Consider the following 19,910-nt stretch of genomic DNA (forward strand, 5'->3'; position numbering starts at 1 on the left):
GTAAATCTACTTTTGGGGGCCGGTAATGATGCCGAGGTAACGGCCCATCCAATAGGGGAGGAGCCAGATATCACCGGCGCTATGCTCACCGGAACCGTTGCCGCCGTTCCGGTCGAGGCTGAACATATTACCATTATGCCGTTGAATAGGGCGTTCATCCGGAGGTAAGACTTCTTTCGTGGTCTGTTTACGGAAGTTGGGTTCGAGCTTTTCGATGTCCTTGCGGTGGCTGTTCCTGATCACCCAGTCGATCAGGTCCATCGGATGCTCTTGCAAATACCATACAGATTCGTTCAGGTCAAAATCTTTGGTGCCTGTTAGCGCAGTGAAAATGTTCCAGGCTCCTTCTTTCTCGGGGCGTTCCGCCTGCCAGTGGTCGATAATCTGCTTCTTGTAACTGGCTTTGAGCGTATCGTTAAAAGCATAGCGGTAAAGCCCCCAGTACCCGAGGAAATACATTTCGTCGTCGGAGTGGTTCCAGCCGTCGGACATGTGTTTCGCATGCTCGTCGGCATCCTCCGGCGCCCGGCCGATTACGCTCATGGGCCGCATCATATTCTCGAAATAGCCGTGCTTGTTCATCAACTCGAACGCTTTTGTCTTGTATTTCTCCTTTTTGGTGAAATGGTAGGCAGTTTGGAGCATAGCTACAATGTTGGACGAGTTCAGCTTGCGGTCGCCCACATTGGTGGGGAAGGCATTCACATAGTCGGGATGCCATTTACCCCACATAGTAGGTTTGCCGTCGTAGTCTATCAGATACATATTGTTTTTTACAATGTGCGACATGACCGTATCAATGAGCATAATGGCCTGTTTCTTGATTTTCGGGTCGTCAACCAGTTCTGCGGCCGCACCGAAGGCGAAAATATGCCCGATCACTTCATCGCTGCTGGTGGTCGATTTCCAATCCCATTCTTTTTCGGGCGAATGCTGCCAGCGTTCAACATCGTGCAGCTCATTGATATGCCCCGAACGCTCAAAGGAACGCGCCGGAAATCCGGCCACGGGATTCACGGTGTAAAGTCGTTCCATGGCGTCCATCGACTCCCGGCAGTTTTGCAATGCCTCGGAATCTTTAGTGACTGCATACCGGAAAATCTGGCCGCCAAGGTACATGGATGTCCAAAGGCCGTCATTATCCGAATCTTCGGTGTAGCCGGTCGACAAATCGCCGTGATTCAGCCCGGTAAGTTGCGAGTTGAAGCCGTTGCGGATGTGCCGCAGGCGTACCTGCTGGTCAAACAGTTTAGCTTTCTCTTCCAAAGTCATCGATTTGAACTGGATTTGTCCCAAACCTTTGGTCGTTAAAACCAGTACCGAGTTCTTAGGCCCCTTTTCAATATCCAAAACAGTATTACCTGGGAGCCAGCGCTCTCCAAAATAATAGTCAAACTTGCCATCGCCGCGCAATGCAAATGCGCCCATATCGGAGCCGAACCATACTTTGCCGTTCACTTCTTTCACGGCGGTAATCCTGGTAACGGGCAGTTTGCGGTTAATGCTGCCGGTCTGCTTTCCGGTTGGAATATCCAAAGTAAGGTAGCCGTCGCTGGTACCAATGATGATCTTCGTTTCTTTGGAAGTAATATCAAATGCGGTGAAATCGGTGCCTGCGAGCACTTTCGTCAGCTTTTTGTCCTGAACACCCAGTTTGTAAAGCGATTTGTTCCCCAAAATCCAGAACTGGTTTGCATTATCCTGAAATGCTAGTCCTATCACAGCATCGTCGGGCAGCTTGCCGTTCCAGAGGTTCTTCGAGTCTTTGATCAATTCGAGCGAAGCACCATCGGAAACGAGGAAGGTAAAATCCTTGCCGCCCGCGAGCAAGCTGGCCTTTGGAAGACTGTGTCTTGAAAACAGCGTTCCAGCCCACGCATTGCTGAACACCACCTGGTCGGTGAGGTAAACGAGTTGATTTTCGTAGGAAATGAGGTTGCTGATGTTCTTATCCTTCATGTAGCGGTAATTCCGGTCGGGAACGACTTTGCCGGGGTAGAGGAATTGCCCCGCAGAAATGTGCCGAAGTCCCTCTTTGGCCAACATCTGGATAATGCCGTTGCGGTCGGCGGCAACCTGTTGGAGTGAACTCTGAGTGGTATCAGCATAATATTTGATACTTAAATCCTGCAAATAGGGCTTGTCCTTATGCACAGGTTGTACCTGCGCACGTGCGGAAGCCGCGCCCGTCAGTAATAGGAGGGATAATAAAAAGTGCTTTTGCATTGTATTGAGTTGGTTATTTAACTTTTTTCCTTCTTTCCATCATCTCTTTCCAGGTGGTGAGGATAATGCCTTCCGACTGGATAAAATTTTTCAGGTCGGGATCGAGCATCGAGCGCATGTCGGCATACCGCGAACCGCCCGATGCACTGATGTATTTGAAATCGTCGGTGACGTCACTGCTGTGGACGATCATCATCGCCACGCCGGGTTGCATTTTGCGGATCGTTTCGATGAATTTCTGAGCCTTGTATTTACCCCATTGCTCGGGCGCGACGTCGCTGCCTTCGGGCTTCCAGTCGCCGCTGATCGTGTGCAGGTCGTCGAGTACCGGCAAGCCGGCCGCCCATATTTTTTGTCCGAATTCGGCCGAGCGCTTGGTGATTTCAGGTTCGGGAAGTTCTATACCTTCTTTCCATTTGCCCTCCGCTTTCAGCTTTTTGACCAATGGATTGTTCAGGCATTCTTTCAAAAGCTGGTTGTTTCCGCCGGGGAACATGACCGGAATGCCGAATTCTGCTCCGACTTTGATATACCTTTCCAGATAGGGGATATGCGCGAACAGCGTTCCCATATGCGAATCCATATGGGTGGGTTTCAAGCCGAGTTTCAATGCACGGCTCAGTTGCGCGCGTATTTCCTGCTCCACCACATCCGGGCTGGCGTGTTTGATCACGTCTTCCACTTCATGCCACATACATCCCTCATCGTCCACGAGCCCTTCCGAATGCGCAATGCCGTTCAGCGGTGGCCAGCGGTAGTCTTTCCATTCCGAGGTGAGTGTTAAATGCAGACCGGCATCCATACCTGGGTTAGCGACGGCGAATTTGGCAAAACTCGCTGCCCACGGGCACGGCATCATAATGCTGCACGAGGTGGCAATGCCATTCTGGATTGATTTCTTTGCGCCCTCGTTCGAGTAATGCGACATTCCCGCGTCGTCGACATGGAAAATAATGACCTTCGCGCCTTTGGGCCAGCCGAGTTTTTCGGCATAGGTCTGTTGTGCTGATGTTTCTTGCATGACCAGTAATAGCAGGTTGATGAGCAAAAGATAGGTCTTCATATCGAATGTTGTTTCTATTTTGAAATCATTCCCAAATATCGGCCCATCCAATAGGGTAGGAGCCAGAAAACCGGCTCACGTTCCACTTGCGGGTCACCGCCGGCTAATGTCCATGGATTTTTGTCCCATCGGACGGTGAGCCGTATGCTGGCGGGCTGTAATTCGCTTACTTGTTCGTCTTCCAGAACCGGCGTGCGCACCACTTTGATATCCTCCCTTTTCCGGTGATCGATCGGCCAGTCTACCAAATCCAGCGGCGTGTCGATCAGGAAATCCACGGAATTTTTCAGCTCCGCCCTTTTGTCGAGACATTCGTTGTATATAAAGTTAATCAGCGGGTTATGGTCGCCTTTGCGCTTCGAGTACCACTCTTCCAGGTGATTTTTATAAAACTTCAACCGCTCGGGATCTTGTTCGCAATGGATCAGGATCGGATAGAGGTATGCTTGCAAAATCACATCGAAATAGATGAACCAGGCCGGGTTTTGTTTCGTCACCTCTTTCATATTGTCGAGGTAATGCTCTTTTTCGATCAACCTGACGTACTCGTTCTGGTATTTGGCATTGCCGGTCATGAAATGCGCCAGTTTCAGGAATGCGAGCATTTCCATCGAGTTCTGGTTGCGGTCGGGCAGCCATTCCGGGTCGCGGTTCAGCTGGTCTGGCGACCATACTGACCAGCGGGTAGCCTTACCGTCCACATCTGCGAAATTCAGCTTATGCTGCATGAGATAGTCGACGATCCTGCTTACGTGTGCGGCGATGATTTCCTTTTCTGCGGCGTCCGCTACGAGCGTATAGTAATGGTAGTAGCCAAACATATGCCCGCACATTTCATCGCTGCTCGTATCACCTTTCCAAAGCCACTTTTTATCGTCCGACAAATGCCAACGTGTTTCCACGGGTTTGAACCGCGGCTCCTTCACGAGCTCGTCCGCGCGCTCGCGTTCCGTATACGCGCGGTTGCCATCGTGCATGTGGGTCCACGTAGCGGGTATGATCGTGCGCGCAAAGAAGCCGTTGGTACCGGTTACCTCCTGCAACATTTTCAGGAAGCCGAATGCCTTTTTCGCATTCTCCTTGGCAACGGGATCTTTCGTAGCAGCGTACCGAAAGCTTTCCATCGCGAGATAGTTGCCGGTGTACTCACCATCGTTGTCATCGTCCTCAGGTTCCCAACTCGTTGTATCACCCGGAATGCGCAAATGCGCCTGCCCGGCGATCCACGGAGCGCGGATATGCCTTTTCATCAAAACATTATAAAAGAATGCGCCTTTGGACGCTAGCGTCATATCCCGCTTTTTAATGGCGCTTACACCCTGCGGCGTCGCTATCCACGCATTGCCATCATGGTCAAATGCAATATCATTGACCCGATCGTCCAGCAGCCACCTTCTTGAAAACAGCAACGAACGGCTGCCGTCTTTCCGGAAACGTATTACGCCGGTCTGCGTGCCGACCCACATCGAGCTGTCGGGAGCGAGACGGACGGCCGTGACATAGGTAGAAGGAACGCCGTCGGCTGTTCTCAGTTCCGACTCCTTTTTTCCGTTATTCTGAATGGTAACTCCGCCCAGGCCGCCAATCCAGAGCCTTCCGTCATGGTTGAATGCTAAACCTTTGGTGTAAGCGGCAATCAAAGCGTCTGTTTTATAGGTGTGTTCCAGATGCGAGGGAGTCCAATGGTAAAGTCCCACATCGGAGGCTATCCAAAGGCCGTCTTTCCCGTCGCTGATCACATCGCGCACCGATTTTGCTATGGCTGCTTTTTGTAACGTAAAAGCGGTCTCATTACCCGCCCAAAAGCCGTTCGGGCCGATCGCGTAAACGGTGCCTGCATTGGTGCAAATCGTGGAGATTGGCCCAATAGGTCCATTCACCTTGCTGACTATTCCATTTTGATGTTGGTATAACCCATTCCACGTTCCCAGCCAGATTGTACCTGTTGAATCCTGCGCCAAAGCAAACGAAGGCCCGTTCGAGTAGCCATCTAGCACGGATACCCAGTTACTGTAATGCTTCATTTTACGAAAAACACCTTTCGCCGTAGCTGACCATACATTACCGTTGCGATCGGCCAGGACTGCCCGCACGTCGTTGCCCTCCATCGGATAGGCTTCGTGATATTCCTGAATGAAAGCCTCATCCTGGTAAAAGGAGGGTTCATTTCCGACAGTTTTATCATTCTTGCACGCGATGAGCAGCGACAGGCATCCGCAGGTCAGCCAGGTAATCAGCTGTTTTTCGAAACGTCGCATCAGGCTTCCGCGTAGTTTTCGCTCTCCTGAAACAGCAGGCTGATCAGTTTTTTATGTTGCGAGAAATCGGGGATGAGCAGTTGCGCGCCTGCGCGTACGAGCCGTGGGCGCTTGGCTGGATTGTGCCCGAAGCGCTGTACTTCGTTGCTCGTAATGCCCACCGAAATGCCTCCCGCGCGGCGGCCTTCGCGTATTTCGTCGGGGCCATCGCCGAATACCGCCAGTTCTTTGCCTTGCAGGTTATTATCTCGGATGATCTTCTCGATCACCATTTTCTTTGAAAACTTGGTGTAATCGCGCAATGCACCGTAAATTCCACCGTCGAACAAATCGGCGTAGCCAAGCATCCGGGCTTCGTTTTTCACATCTTCGGCATCGGTACCGCTTGCAAGGTACATGGTCACGCCGCGTTGTTTAAGTTCCCGCAGAAATGCAACTGCACCTTTCAGGGTATAGTCTTCCTGGCCTAGTTCTCCGTTGGTGAGCTTTTCCATGCGCTTGTTCACCATCTCCATCAGGCCGTCGTTGTAAATTTCCTTGTACTGGAATTTATCAAGGATCTGGTCTTCGGGCACAAATCCGAATTCACGCACCAGGTTTACCAGCCCTTCCATCTGGTAAATGGTCTGAATGCCCGTGGTTTTGTGAATGAATGCCTTGCATTCGGCCTGTACTTTATGGAATGTGCCGGCATCGATCGTGTCGTACTGTTGCCCGAGAATGGATTTCATCATCACAGGCTCCATAATCTCTTCCCAACCCTGCCGAAGCGAGCTGATGGTACCATCGTGATCGAAAACGGCATAGCGTATATGGCCCAGCTTATCCAGGATCTCCGGCACGCAGATTTCGAATTCCGTTTCAGGATAGTAAACCGCTGCGCGCTCGTTTTCGGCAAGGTCGGCATTGTAAATGTAATCCGGGTCTTTAGCCACCACGGCAATTTCTTCGCCGGTTGCGGTTCCGGTTGTAAATAGCTTCTGCACGGTCACCGCCGCTGCAAAATTGCCGAACGATGCGGCCTCGGCAGGCGATAGCCCGGCAGCAAGGCAAAGCGTAATGGCGCTGATCGCCGTATCGCCCGCTCCGACGGTGTCGAGTTTGCCTTTCAGCTGGATGCCCGGAATTTCGTGGTAACCTGTTTCGTCGAATGCGATAATGCCGCGCTCGCCGCAGGTTACGAACACGGGCTTGCGGTACCGGCTGAACACTTCGGTGCCATAACCTTTCACATCGCTTACAGGCACGGTTTCATCCGGTGCAACATTCAGGCCATTCAAAGAAGCGATCTCGCGGTCGTTGCATTTAAGATATGTATTCCGGAAGCTGTCGTTGAAATGCCGCGAATCCAGCATCACGATTTTGTCGGGATATTTAGTGAAAAGCGTGTTCACATCGTCGATAAACGAAACGTTGGTAATGCTCCCGGTCACCTGCTGGTTAAAAATCAATGCGTCGCATTCCTGTAATGCTTTTTCAAGCGCGGCTACAAGTTGCTTGTCCGTATCGACGCTCCTTTCATTATATACACCAAAATCAATGCGCGGCTCTTCCTGGCCGTCGACGAGCCGTTTGAGATAACTATATGTATTGAAATTGTCTTTCTGGATAATGAATGCGCTCGTGTCCGCACCGAGCTGTTGGAGCTGTGCTGTGAGTTCCCGTCCCTGCATGTCGTCGCCTACTACACCGATCACCCTGATCCCCGCCGGTTTGAGCGCGGCAAGGTTGGCCACGACATTCCCTGCCCCTCCCGGCGTATAGTAATGCCGGGCAACGGCCTGGGCCTGCAAACCGGTTTCAATGGAAACTTCGGAAGTGCGGTCGTCCATGACCCAGTACGAGTCGAGACAGAAGTCGCCATACACGGCGATCTGAACGGCGGAGATTTTCTCTAGTATCTGATTGATGCGGCTTTGATCCATGAGCAAAGGTTAGTCTGGATTTAGGATAAAATGGATATGGATGTTGAGGTGTTTTTGGGTAATACGACCGATGCCGGAAGGAGGGCTATCGTAACACCGGCGATTTGCAGCAAATGTTACAAAATTGTTAAAAGCTGCAGTCGTAAAACGGAAGCGAAACTGTCGGTTGTTCCCAAGTATTTTTCGCCAAGAACTATCTGGAAATGAGGAAATATGTGATAAATGATAAGTTACTATTATGTTATGATTAAATCGTACAATGATGCGCAAAATGAAGATATTTTTACGCAGTTTGCGATTTGAATTTTAAATCCGGAGGTGTAGATTTATCAAACAATTGCAAATACGCCGCTCAATACAAAGCATCGCCGATTGTTTCGAAAGCAGAATTTTCCGCTGCCAGGGTGATGTTTGAAACAACTTTATTTTAATACCTGACTAATTACCTATTAATAATAATAGCAAAACTGATGCCGGCCGATAAATAGGATCAAATTAAGAATAAAAGTTTTTTAATTAATACAGGAATCTCTTTACCTAGTTCCCTTTTCTATAAGCTAAAACTGTACGACTGTGGCCTATCCCGACGAAAATACCCTGATCAGAGTGACGCAAGGCGACGAAGCGGCCTTTGCAGAATTGTATAACCACTACAAAACACCTGCACTGCGGTTTATGGTTTCACTGCTCAAAGATGAGGAAGAAGCTGAAAACATGGTTCAGGACGTGTTTATCAAGATTTGGGTAAGACGTACCCAGATCAAGCCGGACTATAATTTCAATTCCTATCTGTTCACTTGTCTGCGGAATATGGCATTCGACCATTTCAAAAAGCTGGAAAAGAGCGAGCAGCTGCGTAAGCATTATATGGAGGCAATCCGCGCTGCGGGTGAGGAAGAACGGGAAGAGGCCGAGAGAAGGCTGACCGTCGTGCAGGCAGCTGTGGAATCGTTGTCGATCAAACGCCGGCAGATTTTGAAGCTGAATATTGAAGAAGGGAAATCCTATCAGGAAATTGCAGAGTTTTTGAGAATATCCAAAAATACAGTGAAGAACCAATTGGTGAAAGCAAAACAGATCCTGCGCGAAAAAGTGGATCTGGCAACGATATAGCACCCGGGTTAGTCCAATATTATATATTCCTAAAACCTTGAAAAGCAGAAGCACCTACGCTTCTGCTTTCCTTTTTGGTTTATTTCATATCGTTCAGCTTGCCGAGGTCGATGGCTTTCAGGGCATCTTTCAGCTGGTCTACGCTGAGGTTATTCCCTTCCACATTCACGACGTAACGGTCCGCGACCAGCACGTTGATTTCGCCGGATTTGCTTTCGTTGTTATATTTTTCAAAAGCCTTATAACCTTCGATCGTCGTCGTCTTTTCGTAGCCGGTGGTCGTTTCCTTATCTATTTCGGCAATTGACCAAGCCGCGAGCGCCATGGTCGAAACGCCGGCAATGCCTCCGGTATCCACGATTTCGACGTCGAGCGTTTCATCCGAGCTTCCTTTATATTTGGCCTCGGCGGTCGAAACGGTAAAGCCCATGGCGCCGGTTTTTTCGCCGGTAGCTTCCGTGCGGCTCATACCGGCCAGGGTTTCGGGTAAAAGGTCTTTCAGCTTACGGAAATCCACCGGGTCGACGGCCTTGCGATCGCCCATTTCCTTGGCTTTATCGGCAATAGCCTGAAGAGCGTCGGCCGGACTGTCGGCAGCGGCTTTTTCCTCGGCTTCTTTTTCTTCCTGTTTGCTTCCGCAACCGGTCAAGAGCAGGGCGCATGAAAGAAATGCGGCAATAAAGGATGTTTTCATCTGACAGTTGTTAGAGTTGTTTCAAACTGATTACAATGTAATGAAAACGCCGCACTGATGCACGCCTACTCGTGTCAGGAGATTCAGCTGGCTACCTCCATGGGATTTTGCCGTGAGCGGATAATGAAGTACAACCCGAGCAGTACAGCGGGGATACTCAGTATTTGTCCCATATTCAGCGCATAATTGGCTTCGAACGCTTCCTGGTTTTCTTTCAGGAATTCATACAGGAATCGCAACGTAAACACCCATACGAGGAACACACCGACCATCAGCCCGCGTGGTGTGGCGGCCTTGTATTTGTTCCAGATTCCGAACAGGACGAACGTGAGGATGAAGCAGGAAATGGACTCGTAAAGCTGTGCCGGATGGCGCGGGATTTGCAGAAACTCGGTGTTTTGCCGGAAAATGAATGCCCAGGGCAGATCGGACGGCTTTCCGACGATCTCGGAGTTCATCAGGTTACCAAAACGGATAAATGAGCCTCCCAATGCAAAGGTGATGGTAAGGCGGTCGGTGACCCAGAAGAACGTCTGGCCCGTGCCCCGGCGGGAACGGGCATACAGCCAGAGCCCGGTCACGGTGCCGATCACTGCACCATGGCTCGCAAGCCCGGCATATGGAGGTAATATTACTTCCAGGGGATTTTTAAACAGCACTTCTGGTTCATAGAAAAGGAAATGGCCTACGCGGGCGCCGATGACGATGGAGAGCACCATATATAGTGTCAGCGAATCGATATCTTCCAGCGTCTTTCCTTCTTTCTTGAAAATATAGATCATAATTTGCTGGCCGATCAGAAAGCCGGCTGCGAAGAGAAGACCATACCAACGGACAGGGAAGGGACCAAAACCGGCGATTTCCGGAATGGTAAAAATTTCGGGACTGACGTCCCACATGATATATGAAAGCATGCGTTTGTGATGTTAATGATCAAATATACTAATATGAGACAAGACGCGAAATGAAATTTTTACTCATAGCCCTCGTGCGGTTTTATCAGGCGGCACTTTCCCCTTATTTTCCCAATTCGTGCCGCTATACGCCTACCTGCTCGCAATATATGATCGAGGCCGTGCAGAAACATGGCCCGTTCAAAGGCGGTTGGATGGGACTGAAACGCATTGCACGGTGCCATCCCTGGGGTGGTCACGGTCACGACCCGGTACCCTGAATTATCCAATGGCAACCTTCCGGAGAATGGAATCGATGATGGTCGTCGTGCGCACGCCGTCGGCTTCGGCCTCGTAGTTCAGCAGAATGCGGTGGTTCATAATGTCGGGTGCGAGTTCCTTGATGTCCTCGGGCAAAACATAATCCCGCCCTTCGAGGTAGGCCAGCGCTTTTGCCGCGCGATTGAGGTAAATCGTAGCCCGCGGCGACGCGCCGAACTGGATGTAACGTGCCTCGTCGCGAAGCCCGTAATCGAGCGGCCGGCGGGTGGCGAATACCAGTTCGATAATGTAGCGTTCGAGCGTATCGGAGATATTGACCTTGTTGACTTCGTCGCGAATTGCGAAAATCTCTTCCTTGTTTAGAATAGGCCGGATTTTATATTCATAATTGATATCCGACATCCGACGCATTACTTCCAGTTCCTTCATCTTGTCGAGGTAATCGACGTAGACTTTCATCATAAACCGGTCGATCTGAGCCTCCGGCAGCGGATAGGTACCCTCTTGTTCCACCGGGTTTTGGGTGGCGAGTACTACAAAGGGGCGGTCGAGGAGGAAGGTTTCATCGCCGATCGTCACCTGCTTTTCCTGCATCGCTTCGAGCAATGCGGACTGCACCTTCGCAGGGGAGCGGTTCACCTCGTCGGCCAGGATGAGGTTGGAGAAAATAGGCCCTTTTTTGACTTCGTAATCGCCTATTTTGGGTTTATAGATCATCGTCCCGATCAAATCCGCCGGGAGCAGATCGGGTGTGAACTGAATGCGCTTGAATTCCAGGTGGAGTACTTTGGCCATGACATTGATGGTCAAAGTTTTGGCAAGTCCCGGAACGCCTTCGAGGAGGATATGGCCCCCGGTAAAAAGGCCTATCAGCAGTCGGTTCAGCAGTTTGTCCTGCCCCACTACCACCTTGCCCATTTCGTCCAGAACCTCCCTGATTTTTTGTACGTACATGAAAATGAGGTCAAAATTTTAAATGGATCAGGCCCATATAGCTCTTACGAAGCGGTCCTTACCATTGATATCACGAAGGATTTCCACGTTTTTATAATTCCTTTCTTCAAAAACCTTCCTGGTTTCGGCGCCGAAATGCTCGTTGATCTCGACATAGCATTTGCCATGCTGTTTCAAATGGTGTACCCCAAAATCGGCAATGGCTTTATAGAACAGCAGCGGATCGTTGTCTTCCACAAACAATGCCTCGTGCGGCTCGAAACGGAGCACATTCGGGCGCATACTTTCTGCCTCGGAATAGGTTACGTACGGCGGGTTGCTCACCAGGCAGTCGAACTGCACGATGTTGCCGGGGAGCGGGAAAGTCACATTGAGCATATCCTGTTTTGCGAACGTTACATCAGCAATGAGCTGGCGTGCATTCTCTCTGGCCACTTCCAATGCTTCGTCGGAGACATCCCACGCATGCACGCTTACATGCGGGAGGAAGCGCGCGAGCACGATGGCGATACAGCCGCTGCCGGTTCCGATATCGAGGATGGAAATGTTTTTATCGGGCTCCGCGTAGTCGCGTGTTACCATTTGCACCAGCTCTTCGGTTTCGGGACGCGGAATAAGTACGGCCGAAGAAACGCGGAATTCGAGGCCGCAAAACTCGGTGGAACCGATGATATGTTGCACCGGTTCGTTGTTATTCAGGCGTTTGATGATGTTATCCCAGTCGGGCTGCGCCGTGTTTTCAGGTATCGGGCGATCCACCAGCACGTCGATATTACGGAGGCGCATATAATGCTCCAACAGCATGAACGAGATTGCCTGGGCCTCTTTTTCCGGATAAACTGTGATGTTTTTTACTATATATAAATAAAGCTGGCGTGCGGAAGTCATTTTCACTGATTTTGATCCAATGTCGGAAAGTTAGCAAATTATGGGAACTCCCGAAAGTTGAGTTTAAAAGGGCATTTGTATTTTTGCCACATGGAGACGCATAATCAATGGATGGAACGGGCCTTGCAGCTCGCTGAATACGGGCGCGGCGCAGTGAGCCCGAACCCGATGGTAGGCTGTGTGATCGTCCATGAGGGCCGGATTATCGGCGAAGGCTGGCACCGCGCCTACGGTGAGCCGCACGCGGAAGTACGGGCAATTGAAGATGTGGATGCGAAAGGTAATTCGCATTTGCTGCCACAAGCCACGGCCTATGTTACGCTTGAACCTTGCTCGCATACGGGTAAGACGCCCCCGTGCGCAGACCTCTTGGTGAGCCGCCAATTGAAAAAAGTGGTCATCTGTAATGATGATCCCAATCCGCTGGTTTCCGGCAGAGGCATTCGCAGAATGCGCGAGGCCGGGATTGAAGTGGAATGCCATGCGCTGGAAGCACGCGGATTAGAGCTGAACAAGCGTTTTTTTTCGGCTATGATGCTCAAAAGGCCCTACGTGATCCTCAAATGGGCCGAAACGGCCGATGGATTTCTGGGTTATGAAGCCGGTAGTCCCGTGCAGATCAGCGGAACATTATCGAATATGCGCGTACACCAGTGGCGTACCGAGGAAGATGCCATTATGGTGGGTTACAAAACCGCTTTAATGGACAATCCGCGGCTGAATGTGCGGCATTGGGTCGGAACAAACCCGGTCAGGATCGTTACCGACAGGCGTTTGCAATTGCCACCGCAGCTGCACCTGCTCGACAATTCGCAAAGCACAATCGTGGTCAATTATCACCGTGAGACAGAAATTCCCGCCGATCCTGAACGCTACGCACTACCCTCGACAGCCTATTTGAAAATAGACAAGGAATGCGATGAAATCGCGCAGTTGCTGGAAGGCCTGCAACGGCGTAAGATACAATCCGTTCTTGTGGAAGGTGGCGCAGCGGTGATCAGCGCATTCCTGGAAAGCGGCCTATGGGACGAGATCCGGCGCTGCCAGGGGACACTCGCCATCGGCCAAGGTGTCGCGGCCCCAGTTCCCAGGGGCATGTACAAAGGTTCGGAGCAAATCGGCGATGATTTGTGGACCTATTACAATCGTATTTAAACGCTCCAGAGATTTTCTTCGGTCGTCCAGATTTCCCAGGCTTTTTCTGCTTGCAATTCAAGCATTTTTAGTCCGTTCATCGTAGCGGCGCCCTGCTCGCTGCCTTTTTTCAAAAACAGAGTTTCGGCCGGGTTGTAGACGAGGTCGTACAGGTAATGGCTTCTCGTAATCCACTGATAAGGGATCATGGGGCATTCTTCAGTGTTGGGGAAAGTTCCCAGCGGGGTCGTATTGATGATCAGCCGATGGTTTTCGATTACTTCCTGGGTAAGCCCTTCGTACGAAATGCAATCGTCGCTTTTTTGGCGGGAAACGAGCTTATACTCCATCTCAAGGTCTTTCAATGCCACCTGCACCGCCTTGGCGGCACCGCCGTTACCGAGTACCAGCGCCTTCATATACTTGCAGGATTCTCCCCGTTTATCAAACCATTCCACGAGCGATTGCTGGAAACCGTAGTAATCCGTATTGAAACCTTTCGTGCTGCCGTCGGCGTAGATTTTGATCGTGTTCACCGCACCGATGCGTTCAGCCGAGGCATCGTCGAGGTCGTCGAGGTAGGCAATCACATCCTTCTTATAGGGGATCGTAACATTCAATCCGCGCAAGTCGTGCTTCTTTTTCAGCAGTTCGGGCAATTCTTCGAGGGATTTCATCTCAAAAAGCTCGTAACTGCTCTCTTTGATTTTCTCCCTGAGGAATTTGTCCGTGAAATATCGCTTTGAGAAAGAGTGTGTAAGCGGGTATCCGATCAGGCCGTATAAGTTCATAAGAATGCGTGCAACGAACGACAAAAATTTGGCCTGCTAAGTTATACCAGCCATCAGCTAATTACAAATGCGTGCAGAATTAGGGCATGTTAAATTCACGTATACGATTCATGGTTCGCGCGCTGGCATGGCTCATCACGCTGTGTCTCAACCGGTTTCCTGCACAGGTTAATTTATATTAAACAATGGCCGAATTAATTTGCATTATTAGGCTAAATGAGGTAGAATTACCTATCCTTTATCTGTACCAAAAATTATGAAGTGGAAAAATCTTTACTACACACTATTATTAGCTAGCCTGTTCACAGGGCATGTCAGAGGCCAGAAGCGCCAGGATTATCAAATCCTTCTCAAAAGCGGTTCAATTCTACCCGAGCGGAATATTTCATCCGTATCCGGTCGCTCCAATGCGGCATTCCGGCTTTCGAATACCGGGCAGAAGTCTCTGGTATTAATACAGTTCGACGACATTCCTACCGAACAAGAGCGACAGGAATTGAAGCGCGAGGGCATCGAACTTCTTGAATATATACCCAATTACGCCTACACGGCAACGATAGCGCCGGGTAGTAACCCGGGGGCATTGGCAAGAACCAGGGGAAGGGCCATCATGGAACTTAGCGCGGAGCAAAAAATGCAGCCAGGACTTGCCAACGGGAACATTCCATCGCATGCATTTGCCGGCCCCTCTACAATCGACCTTTGGATCAGCTATCCTAAATCTTTCAGTTATGAAGAGGTACAAGCCGCATTGCAAAGCAGGCAATACGAAGTGATTTCGGATCAATATAAAAACTACCGGATACTGACCGTCAGGGTGCCGGTGAAGGAGTTAAAAACGCTTGCCGGGCAGCCATTTGTGCAATATGTGCAGGCGATACCGCAGACGGATCGACAACTGAACAATAAAAGTACCACGAACAGCCGGGCGAATGTCCTGAAATCAGCCCTGCCCGGAAACAGGAACTTGTCGGGAGCGGGGGTGGTCGTTGGCATAGGGGACGAGTCTAATCCCCTGCGGCATATCGACTTCAATTCCCGTATCATCAACAGGGCGCCTATCGAAGCCGGTTCGCACGGACTTCACGTGATGGGGACGATGGCAGGTGCGGGTATTATGGACGAACGCTACACAGGTTACGCGCCTAAGGCGACCGTCGTAGCGCAAAGTTATTCATCGATCCTGGCCTATTCGCCCCAATATGTGCAGGATTTTGGTATGGTGATCACCAATAACTCGTATGGATCGGATGTGATTACCTGCGAAACGAACGGAACATATGACCTCCATTCATATATTTTGGATCAACAGGCTTTCGAAATGCCCTATCTGCAACATGTTTTTGCTGCCGGAAACAGCGGTAACACTACTTGTGCACCGTTTGCGTTGGGCTTTGGAACAGTCCTGGGAGGATATCAGACGGCCAAAAACGTCATCACCGTCGGCGCCACCGGCGAGGTCGGCGGGCTGATGTCGAATTCAAGCCGGGGCCCCGTTAAGGATGGCAGATTAAAACCGGAGATTACGGCGCAGGGCAGCGGCATTGTATCTACTATTCCGGTCAACTTGTATGGCAGCGGCAGCGGCACGAGTATGGCCACACCGGCTGTGTCGGGAGGGCTTGCGATGCTCTACGAAAGATACCGGCAGCTGAACGGGAACCAGAATCCCAAGAACGGCTTGATGAAAGCATTATTGGTGAATGGTGCCGTCGATAAAGGTAACGAAGGCCCCGATTATGGATTTGGCTATGGATGGCTGAACCTGCTTCGCTCAGTCAAAATGCTCGAATCGCAGAGCTATACCACGGGCCAGGTTGCGCATCAGGGAACCAACAATTTTTCTATCAACGTCCCGGACAATACGGCGCAGGTTAAGGTAATGCTTTATTGGAATGACCCCGCAGGCAATACACTCGCGTCGCAGAGCCTGGTTCATAATCTCGATCTTCAGGTAACCAACCCCGCCTCGAACATCGTCTTGCCGCGAATACTGGATCCGACCGCGGCCAATGTCAATAATGTGGCTACCACGGGCGTAGATAACCGCAACAATATGGAGCAGGTGGTGATCAACAACCCAATGGCGGGGACCTACACCATTTCGGTTAAAGGGACTACGGTAGGCCAGTCGCCGTCGCAGGAGTATTTTGTGGTTTACGATATCATTCCCAATTCACTCACCATTACCAACCCGATCGGCGGGGAGCGCCTGAAAGACGGCGACCCGATGTACATTTCGTGGGATGCCTTTGGGAATAGCGCCAGCAGTTTTACGGTACAGTACAGCGGTAATAATGGTGGTGTATGGACCAATATTTCTACCGTGGCAGCGGGTACCAGCCAGATTGCATGGTCAGTGCCTGTGGGAATGCGTTCGGACAAGGTGCGTGTGCGGGTGATCCAGAACAGCACCGGGGCACAGAGCATTTCAGAGCCTTTTACGGTGATCGGAGTGCCGGGTGTAACATTGTCGGCCTTGCAATGCGAAGGGTACATTTCGCTGGACTGGACAGCGGTAACAGGCGCGAGTGACTATGAAGTCATGATGCTGAAAGGGAAAGAGATGGTTCCGGTGGCCGTAACTTCCGGCACTAGCTACGCTTTGGGCGGACTGGTGAAAGATTCAACCTACTACGTCTCTGTACGGGCACGCCTGAACGGGCAGCCCGGACGCAGGGCGCTGGCGATTTCCCGTAAACCGGATACCGGAACCTGTGCGGGCAGCATTTCGGACAACGACCTTAAAATCGAATCAATAGTTACGCCGGCGTCATCGGGAAGGAAAAATACTTCGACGGAACTAAGTGGGGCCGTTTTTGTCAAAATGAGGATCAAAAATCTCGATGATGTGGATTTCAACGGTTCGTTGGATGTTGGATATGAGCTTAACGGCGTAGCGGTACCGATTGAAACGATTAGTCCTTTTATCGAAAAGGGTAAGACCTACGACCACACCTTCGCGGTGGGCGCCAATTTAGCGAACCCCGGGGATTACAATTTCAAGGTATTTATCCACAGCAATTCAGATAAGATTTCCGCGAACGACACGCTGGTGAAGCTTTTCAGACAGCTGCCCAATGACCAGTTGGCATTGCCATTTCACGACGACATCGAAAACCTCCCTGCGCAAAATGTGACGGTTGCACAAATGGGGCTTACGGGGGACGGACGGTATGATTTCAGTGCCGACACTGATGCCGGAAGGATCCGGACTTTCGTTAATACAGGCTTTGCGGCATCCGGTCAGAAAGCGCTGACGCTCGATGCGAACAGGGCCTATTCGGCGGGTAACACGAGCTACCTGACGGGCACTTTCAATCTGGCAGGATACAACATCAATACCGATGATTTACGGCTGATCTTTTCTTACAAAAATCACGGTCAGAAAACAAACAGTAACAATAAGGTATGGATAAGGGGTAAGGATACCGATGCCTGGGTCGAGGCCTACGACCTGTTTGCAAATCAGAACCTCACAACCCAGGGATATAAGACAACCGCTCCACTTGAAATAAGTGCATTGCTTTCTGCAAACGCGGAAAATTTCTCGTCGAGTTTCCAGGTCCGCTGGGGACAATGGGGAAAAATGATTACTTCCGATTATAGCAACGGGGCGGGCTATTCTTTCGACGATATCCGCATTGTTTCGGTGATCGACGATATTCAAATGCTGGCATTACTTGCACCGCCTACGGAAAGCTGCGGGCTGAGCAATGCGGAAACAATCGCTATTCGTATCCGGAACAGCTCCGCGCGGGACATCGCCAACCTGCCTATTGCCTTATCGCTGCCGAACGGAACAATACTCCGCGATACAATAGCAATGCTTGCCAAGCGCACGACCATCGATTTCACTTTCGGTCCCAAGGCCGATCTTTCAGCGGTTGGGGCACTGAATCTCAAAGCCTGGTCGGAATTGGCGACCGACAGCTTCCGGGACAATGACACACTTGCGGTGAAAGTTTTTAATGCTCCGGTACTGAGCTCATTTCCTTATCTGGAGAATTTTGAAAACGGTGACGGCTTCTGGAGTGCCAAAGGAACGAATAGCTCCTGGAAATGGGGGACTCCTACTTCGTCCGCCCTGAACAAAGCGGCTAGCGGGACGAAGGTGTGGAAAACCAACCTTGCCGGGGGGTATAACGACAAAGAAGAGTCCTATTTGTACTCTCCTTGCTTTAATGTAAGCAGTCTGACATCGCCTACACTGAGTTTTAGCGCGGCAATCGACCTGGAAGTGTGCGAACCTACCCCCTGCGATTATGTGTATATCGAATATTCCGGAAATGGCGGTCCGTGGACGCGCCTGGGGGCAGTGGGGCAGGGTACCAACTGGTACAATAAAACTTACTCGGGTAACGGCGCCTGGGCTTTACAGGATTATCTGCGCTGGCACGTGGCAAGTATGGCTTTGCCCACCGGGTTTACGAACCTCAAATTACGTTTTGTACTGATCTCCGATGGTTTCACGCATCGCGAAGGAATAGCTCTGGACGATATCCACATATTTGACAAAATTGCACCGATACTCGATAATACCGGTGGTGTGGCCACGCAACAGGTATCCGGTTCGGGTTGGGTGAATTTTACAAGCAACGGGAAATTGATAGCGTCCATTAACGCTAACGGGCAGAACATGGGTAGTACCGAGGTTCAGTCGTATTTGAATACGGCAGGGGTTAGAAATGGCAATGGCCAGTATTATCTCGACAGGAATTTTACGGTAAAACCTGCCAACAGCGAACTCGCGAACCTGGCAACTGTCCGGTTCTACTTCCTTGAAACCGAGAGTGAGGCGTTGATCAACGCAGTGGGCTGCGGTACTTGCGGTAAACCCGTGAATCCATTTGAGCTCGGTATTTCCAAATATCGAAATACGGCGAACCCCGCGAAAGAGGATGGCTCGCTATCCAACAGCACCGAGGGCGGCTGGTCGTTTCATCCGGCAGGGGAAGTGGCGATTGTCCCTTATGACAAAGGATATTATGTTGAAATGAAATTGAAATCCTTTTCGGAATTCTGGCTTTCGAAAGCGTTCGTAGGAAATCCGGGCGCATTACCTGTCGAGTTGGTGAGTTTCAATGCCCGGAAAAAACAGGATGACCTGCAATCGAAAGACGTGATCCTGGAATGGGAAACCGCTTCCGAGGAGAATTTCGATCATTTCGACATCGAGGTGGCCAGCGGCGACGAGGCTTACCGACAGGGGAAATTCGTACGGCTGGCGCAGGTTTCGGGGGAAGGTAATTTGAAAAGCGGCCGGAAATACGAGTATGTCGATCAGCTGCCGGGCAAGTGGGGGAACTTGTATTACCGGCTCAAAATGGTGGATATCGACAGCACTTATCAATATTCCCGCGTGCGGCCGGTCGCTTTCGAAGCCCGGTCGGAATGGTCGGTTTATCCCAATCCTTCAAAAGGCGTTTTCTACCTTGGCGACGAAGTTCCTGCGAGCCGCTCGGTTTCCGTGAATGTGTATGACCTGCACGGGAGAATTTTGAAGCAACTCGGCGGCGAAGCATTGGGGCAGGCGCAGAAACGCAAGGTCGACCTCTCCGGCCGTGAATTTGTAGAGGGAATATATGTACTGGAGGTGGTGAATGGAGAAACAAAACAGGCATTCCAGGTGTTGAAAAACTGATGTAACCTTTGCTATCGTTGAAAAAATCCTCCTGATGCAGCATAT

Annotated in this window: 13 protein-coding genes; 4 read left to right on the plus strand and 9 right to left on the minus strand. The window is 50.7% G+C overall.

What is annotated here, in order from left to right; translation table 11 throughout:
* Positions 1 to 6: 6 nt before the first annotated feature.
* The 4 genes from AC2YIT_RS09530 to AC2YIT_RS09545 are packed head-to-tail and all read right to left on the minus strand — an operon-like array spanning position 7 to position 7,472.
* Positions 7 to 2,226 (minus strand): ligand-binding sensor domain-containing protein, encoded by a 2,220-nt coding sequence (locus AC2YIT_RS09530; RefSeq protein ID WP_430844245.1) that lies wholly within the window; start codon positions 2,224 to 2,226, stop codon positions 7 to 9.
* Positions 2,227 to 2,239: 13 nt separating this feature from the next.
* Positions 2,240 to 3,289 (minus strand): polysaccharide deacetylase family protein, encoded by a 1,050-nt coding sequence (locus AC2YIT_RS09535; protein ID WP_487279050.1) that lies wholly within the window; start codon positions 3,287 to 3,289, stop codon positions 2,240 to 2,242.
* Positions 3,290 to 3,303: 14 nt separating this feature from the next.
* On the minus strand, positions 3,304 to 5,547 hold the full coding sequence (locus tag AC2YIT_RS09540) for a ligand-binding sensor domain-containing protein (protein ID WP_487279051.1): 2,244 nt from the start codon (positions 5,545 to 5,547) through the stop codon (positions 3,304 to 3,306).
* Positions 5,547 to 7,472 carry a PfkB family carbohydrate kinase gene (locus AC2YIT_RS09545; protein ID WP_487279052.1) on the minus strand — a complete coding sequence of 642 codons (1,926 nt, stop codon included), beginning with the start codon at positions 7,470 to 7,472 and terminating at the stop codon, positions 5,547 to 5,549. The genes AC2YIT_RS09540 and AC2YIT_RS09545 overlap by 1 nt, the downstream gene beginning before the upstream one ends.
* A 573-nt stretch (positions 7,473 to 8,045) precedes the next feature.
* On the opposite strand from AC2YIT_RS09545, the gene AC2YIT_RS09550 reads away from it, so the two are divergent.
* Positions 8,046 to 8,585 carry an RNA polymerase sigma factor gene (locus AC2YIT_RS09550; RefSeq protein ID WP_487279053.1) on the plus strand — a complete coding sequence of 180 codons (540 nt, stop codon included), beginning with the start codon at positions 8,046 to 8,048 and terminating at the stop codon, positions 8,583 to 8,585.
* 79 nt (positions 8,586 to 8,664) lie between these two features.
* Here AC2YIT_RS09550 and AC2YIT_RS09555 read toward each other — a convergent pair whose 3' ends face one another.
* Both AC2YIT_RS09555 and lgt read right to left on the minus strand, forming a co-directional pair.
* Positions 8,665 to 9,279: a hypothetical protein gene (locus tag AC2YIT_RS09555; RefSeq protein ID WP_430844252.1), complete on the minus strand. Its 615-nt coding sequence runs from the start codon at positions 9,277 to 9,279 to the stop codon at positions 8,665 to 8,667.
* Positions 9,280 to 9,362: 83 nt separating this feature from the next.
* Complete coding sequence (gene lgt, locus AC2YIT_RS09560) at positions 9,363 to 10,193, minus strand: prolipoprotein diacylglyceryl transferase (protein ID WP_430844254.1); 831 nt, start codon at positions 10,191 to 10,193, stop codon at positions 9,363 to 9,365.
* Between the two features lie 50 nt (positions 10,194 to 10,243).
* Between lgt and yidD the strand changes: the two genes are divergently transcribed.
* On the plus strand, positions 10,244 to 10,453 hold the full coding sequence (gene yidD / locus AC2YIT_RS09565) for a membrane protein insertion efficiency factor YidD (protein WP_487279054.1): 210 nt from the start codon (positions 10,244 to 10,246) through the stop codon (positions 10,451 to 10,453).
* Position 10,454: 1 nt separating this feature from the next.
* Here the strand turns inward: yidD and AC2YIT_RS09570 are convergent, their stop codons facing one another.
* Entirely contained in the window at positions 10,455 to 11,408 is a 954-nt protein-coding gene (locus AC2YIT_RS09570; RefSeq protein WP_430844258.1) for an AAA family ATPase, read from the minus strand.
* A gap of 27 nt (positions 11,409 to 11,435) precedes the next feature.
* Positions 11,436 to 12,296: a peptide chain release factor N(5)-glutamine methyltransferase gene (prmC, locus tag AC2YIT_RS09575; RefSeq protein WP_430844260.1), complete on the minus strand. Its 861-nt coding sequence runs from the start codon at positions 12,294 to 12,296 to the stop codon at positions 11,436 to 11,438.
* A 90-nt stretch (positions 12,297 to 12,386) separates the two neighbouring features.
* On the opposite strand from prmC, the gene ribD reads away from it, so the two are divergent.
* Positions 12,387 to 13,451, plus strand: coding sequence for a bifunctional diaminohydroxyphosphoribosylaminopyrimidine deaminase/5-amino-6-(5-phosphoribosylamino)uracil reductase RibD (ribD, locus tag AC2YIT_RS09580; protein ID WP_487279055.1), 1,065 nt, complete (start codon positions 12,387 to 12,389; stop codon positions 13,449 to 13,451).
* Here the strand turns inward: ribD and AC2YIT_RS09585 are convergent.
* On the minus strand, positions 13,448 to 14,221 hold the full coding sequence (locus AC2YIT_RS09585; RefSeq protein WP_430844262.1) for a shikimate dehydrogenase family protein: 774 nt from the start codon (positions 14,219 to 14,221) through the stop codon (positions 13,448 to 13,450). The two genes, ribD and AC2YIT_RS09585, sit on opposite strands and share 4 nt — an antisense overlap.
* Before the next feature lie 256 nt (positions 14,222 to 14,477).
* On the opposite strand from AC2YIT_RS09585, the gene AC2YIT_RS09590 reads away from it, so the two are divergent.
* The gene (locus AC2YIT_RS09590; RefSeq protein ID WP_487279056.1) at positions 14,478 to 19,865 is read left to right on the plus strand and encodes a S8 family serine peptidase; all 5,388 of its coding nucleotides are present in this window, start codon (positions 14,478 to 14,480) and stop codon (positions 19,863 to 19,865) included.
* Positions 19,866 to 19,910: the final 45 nt, after the last annotated feature.

It is taken from the genome of Dyadobacter sp. SRI_021 (assembly GCF_057586235.1).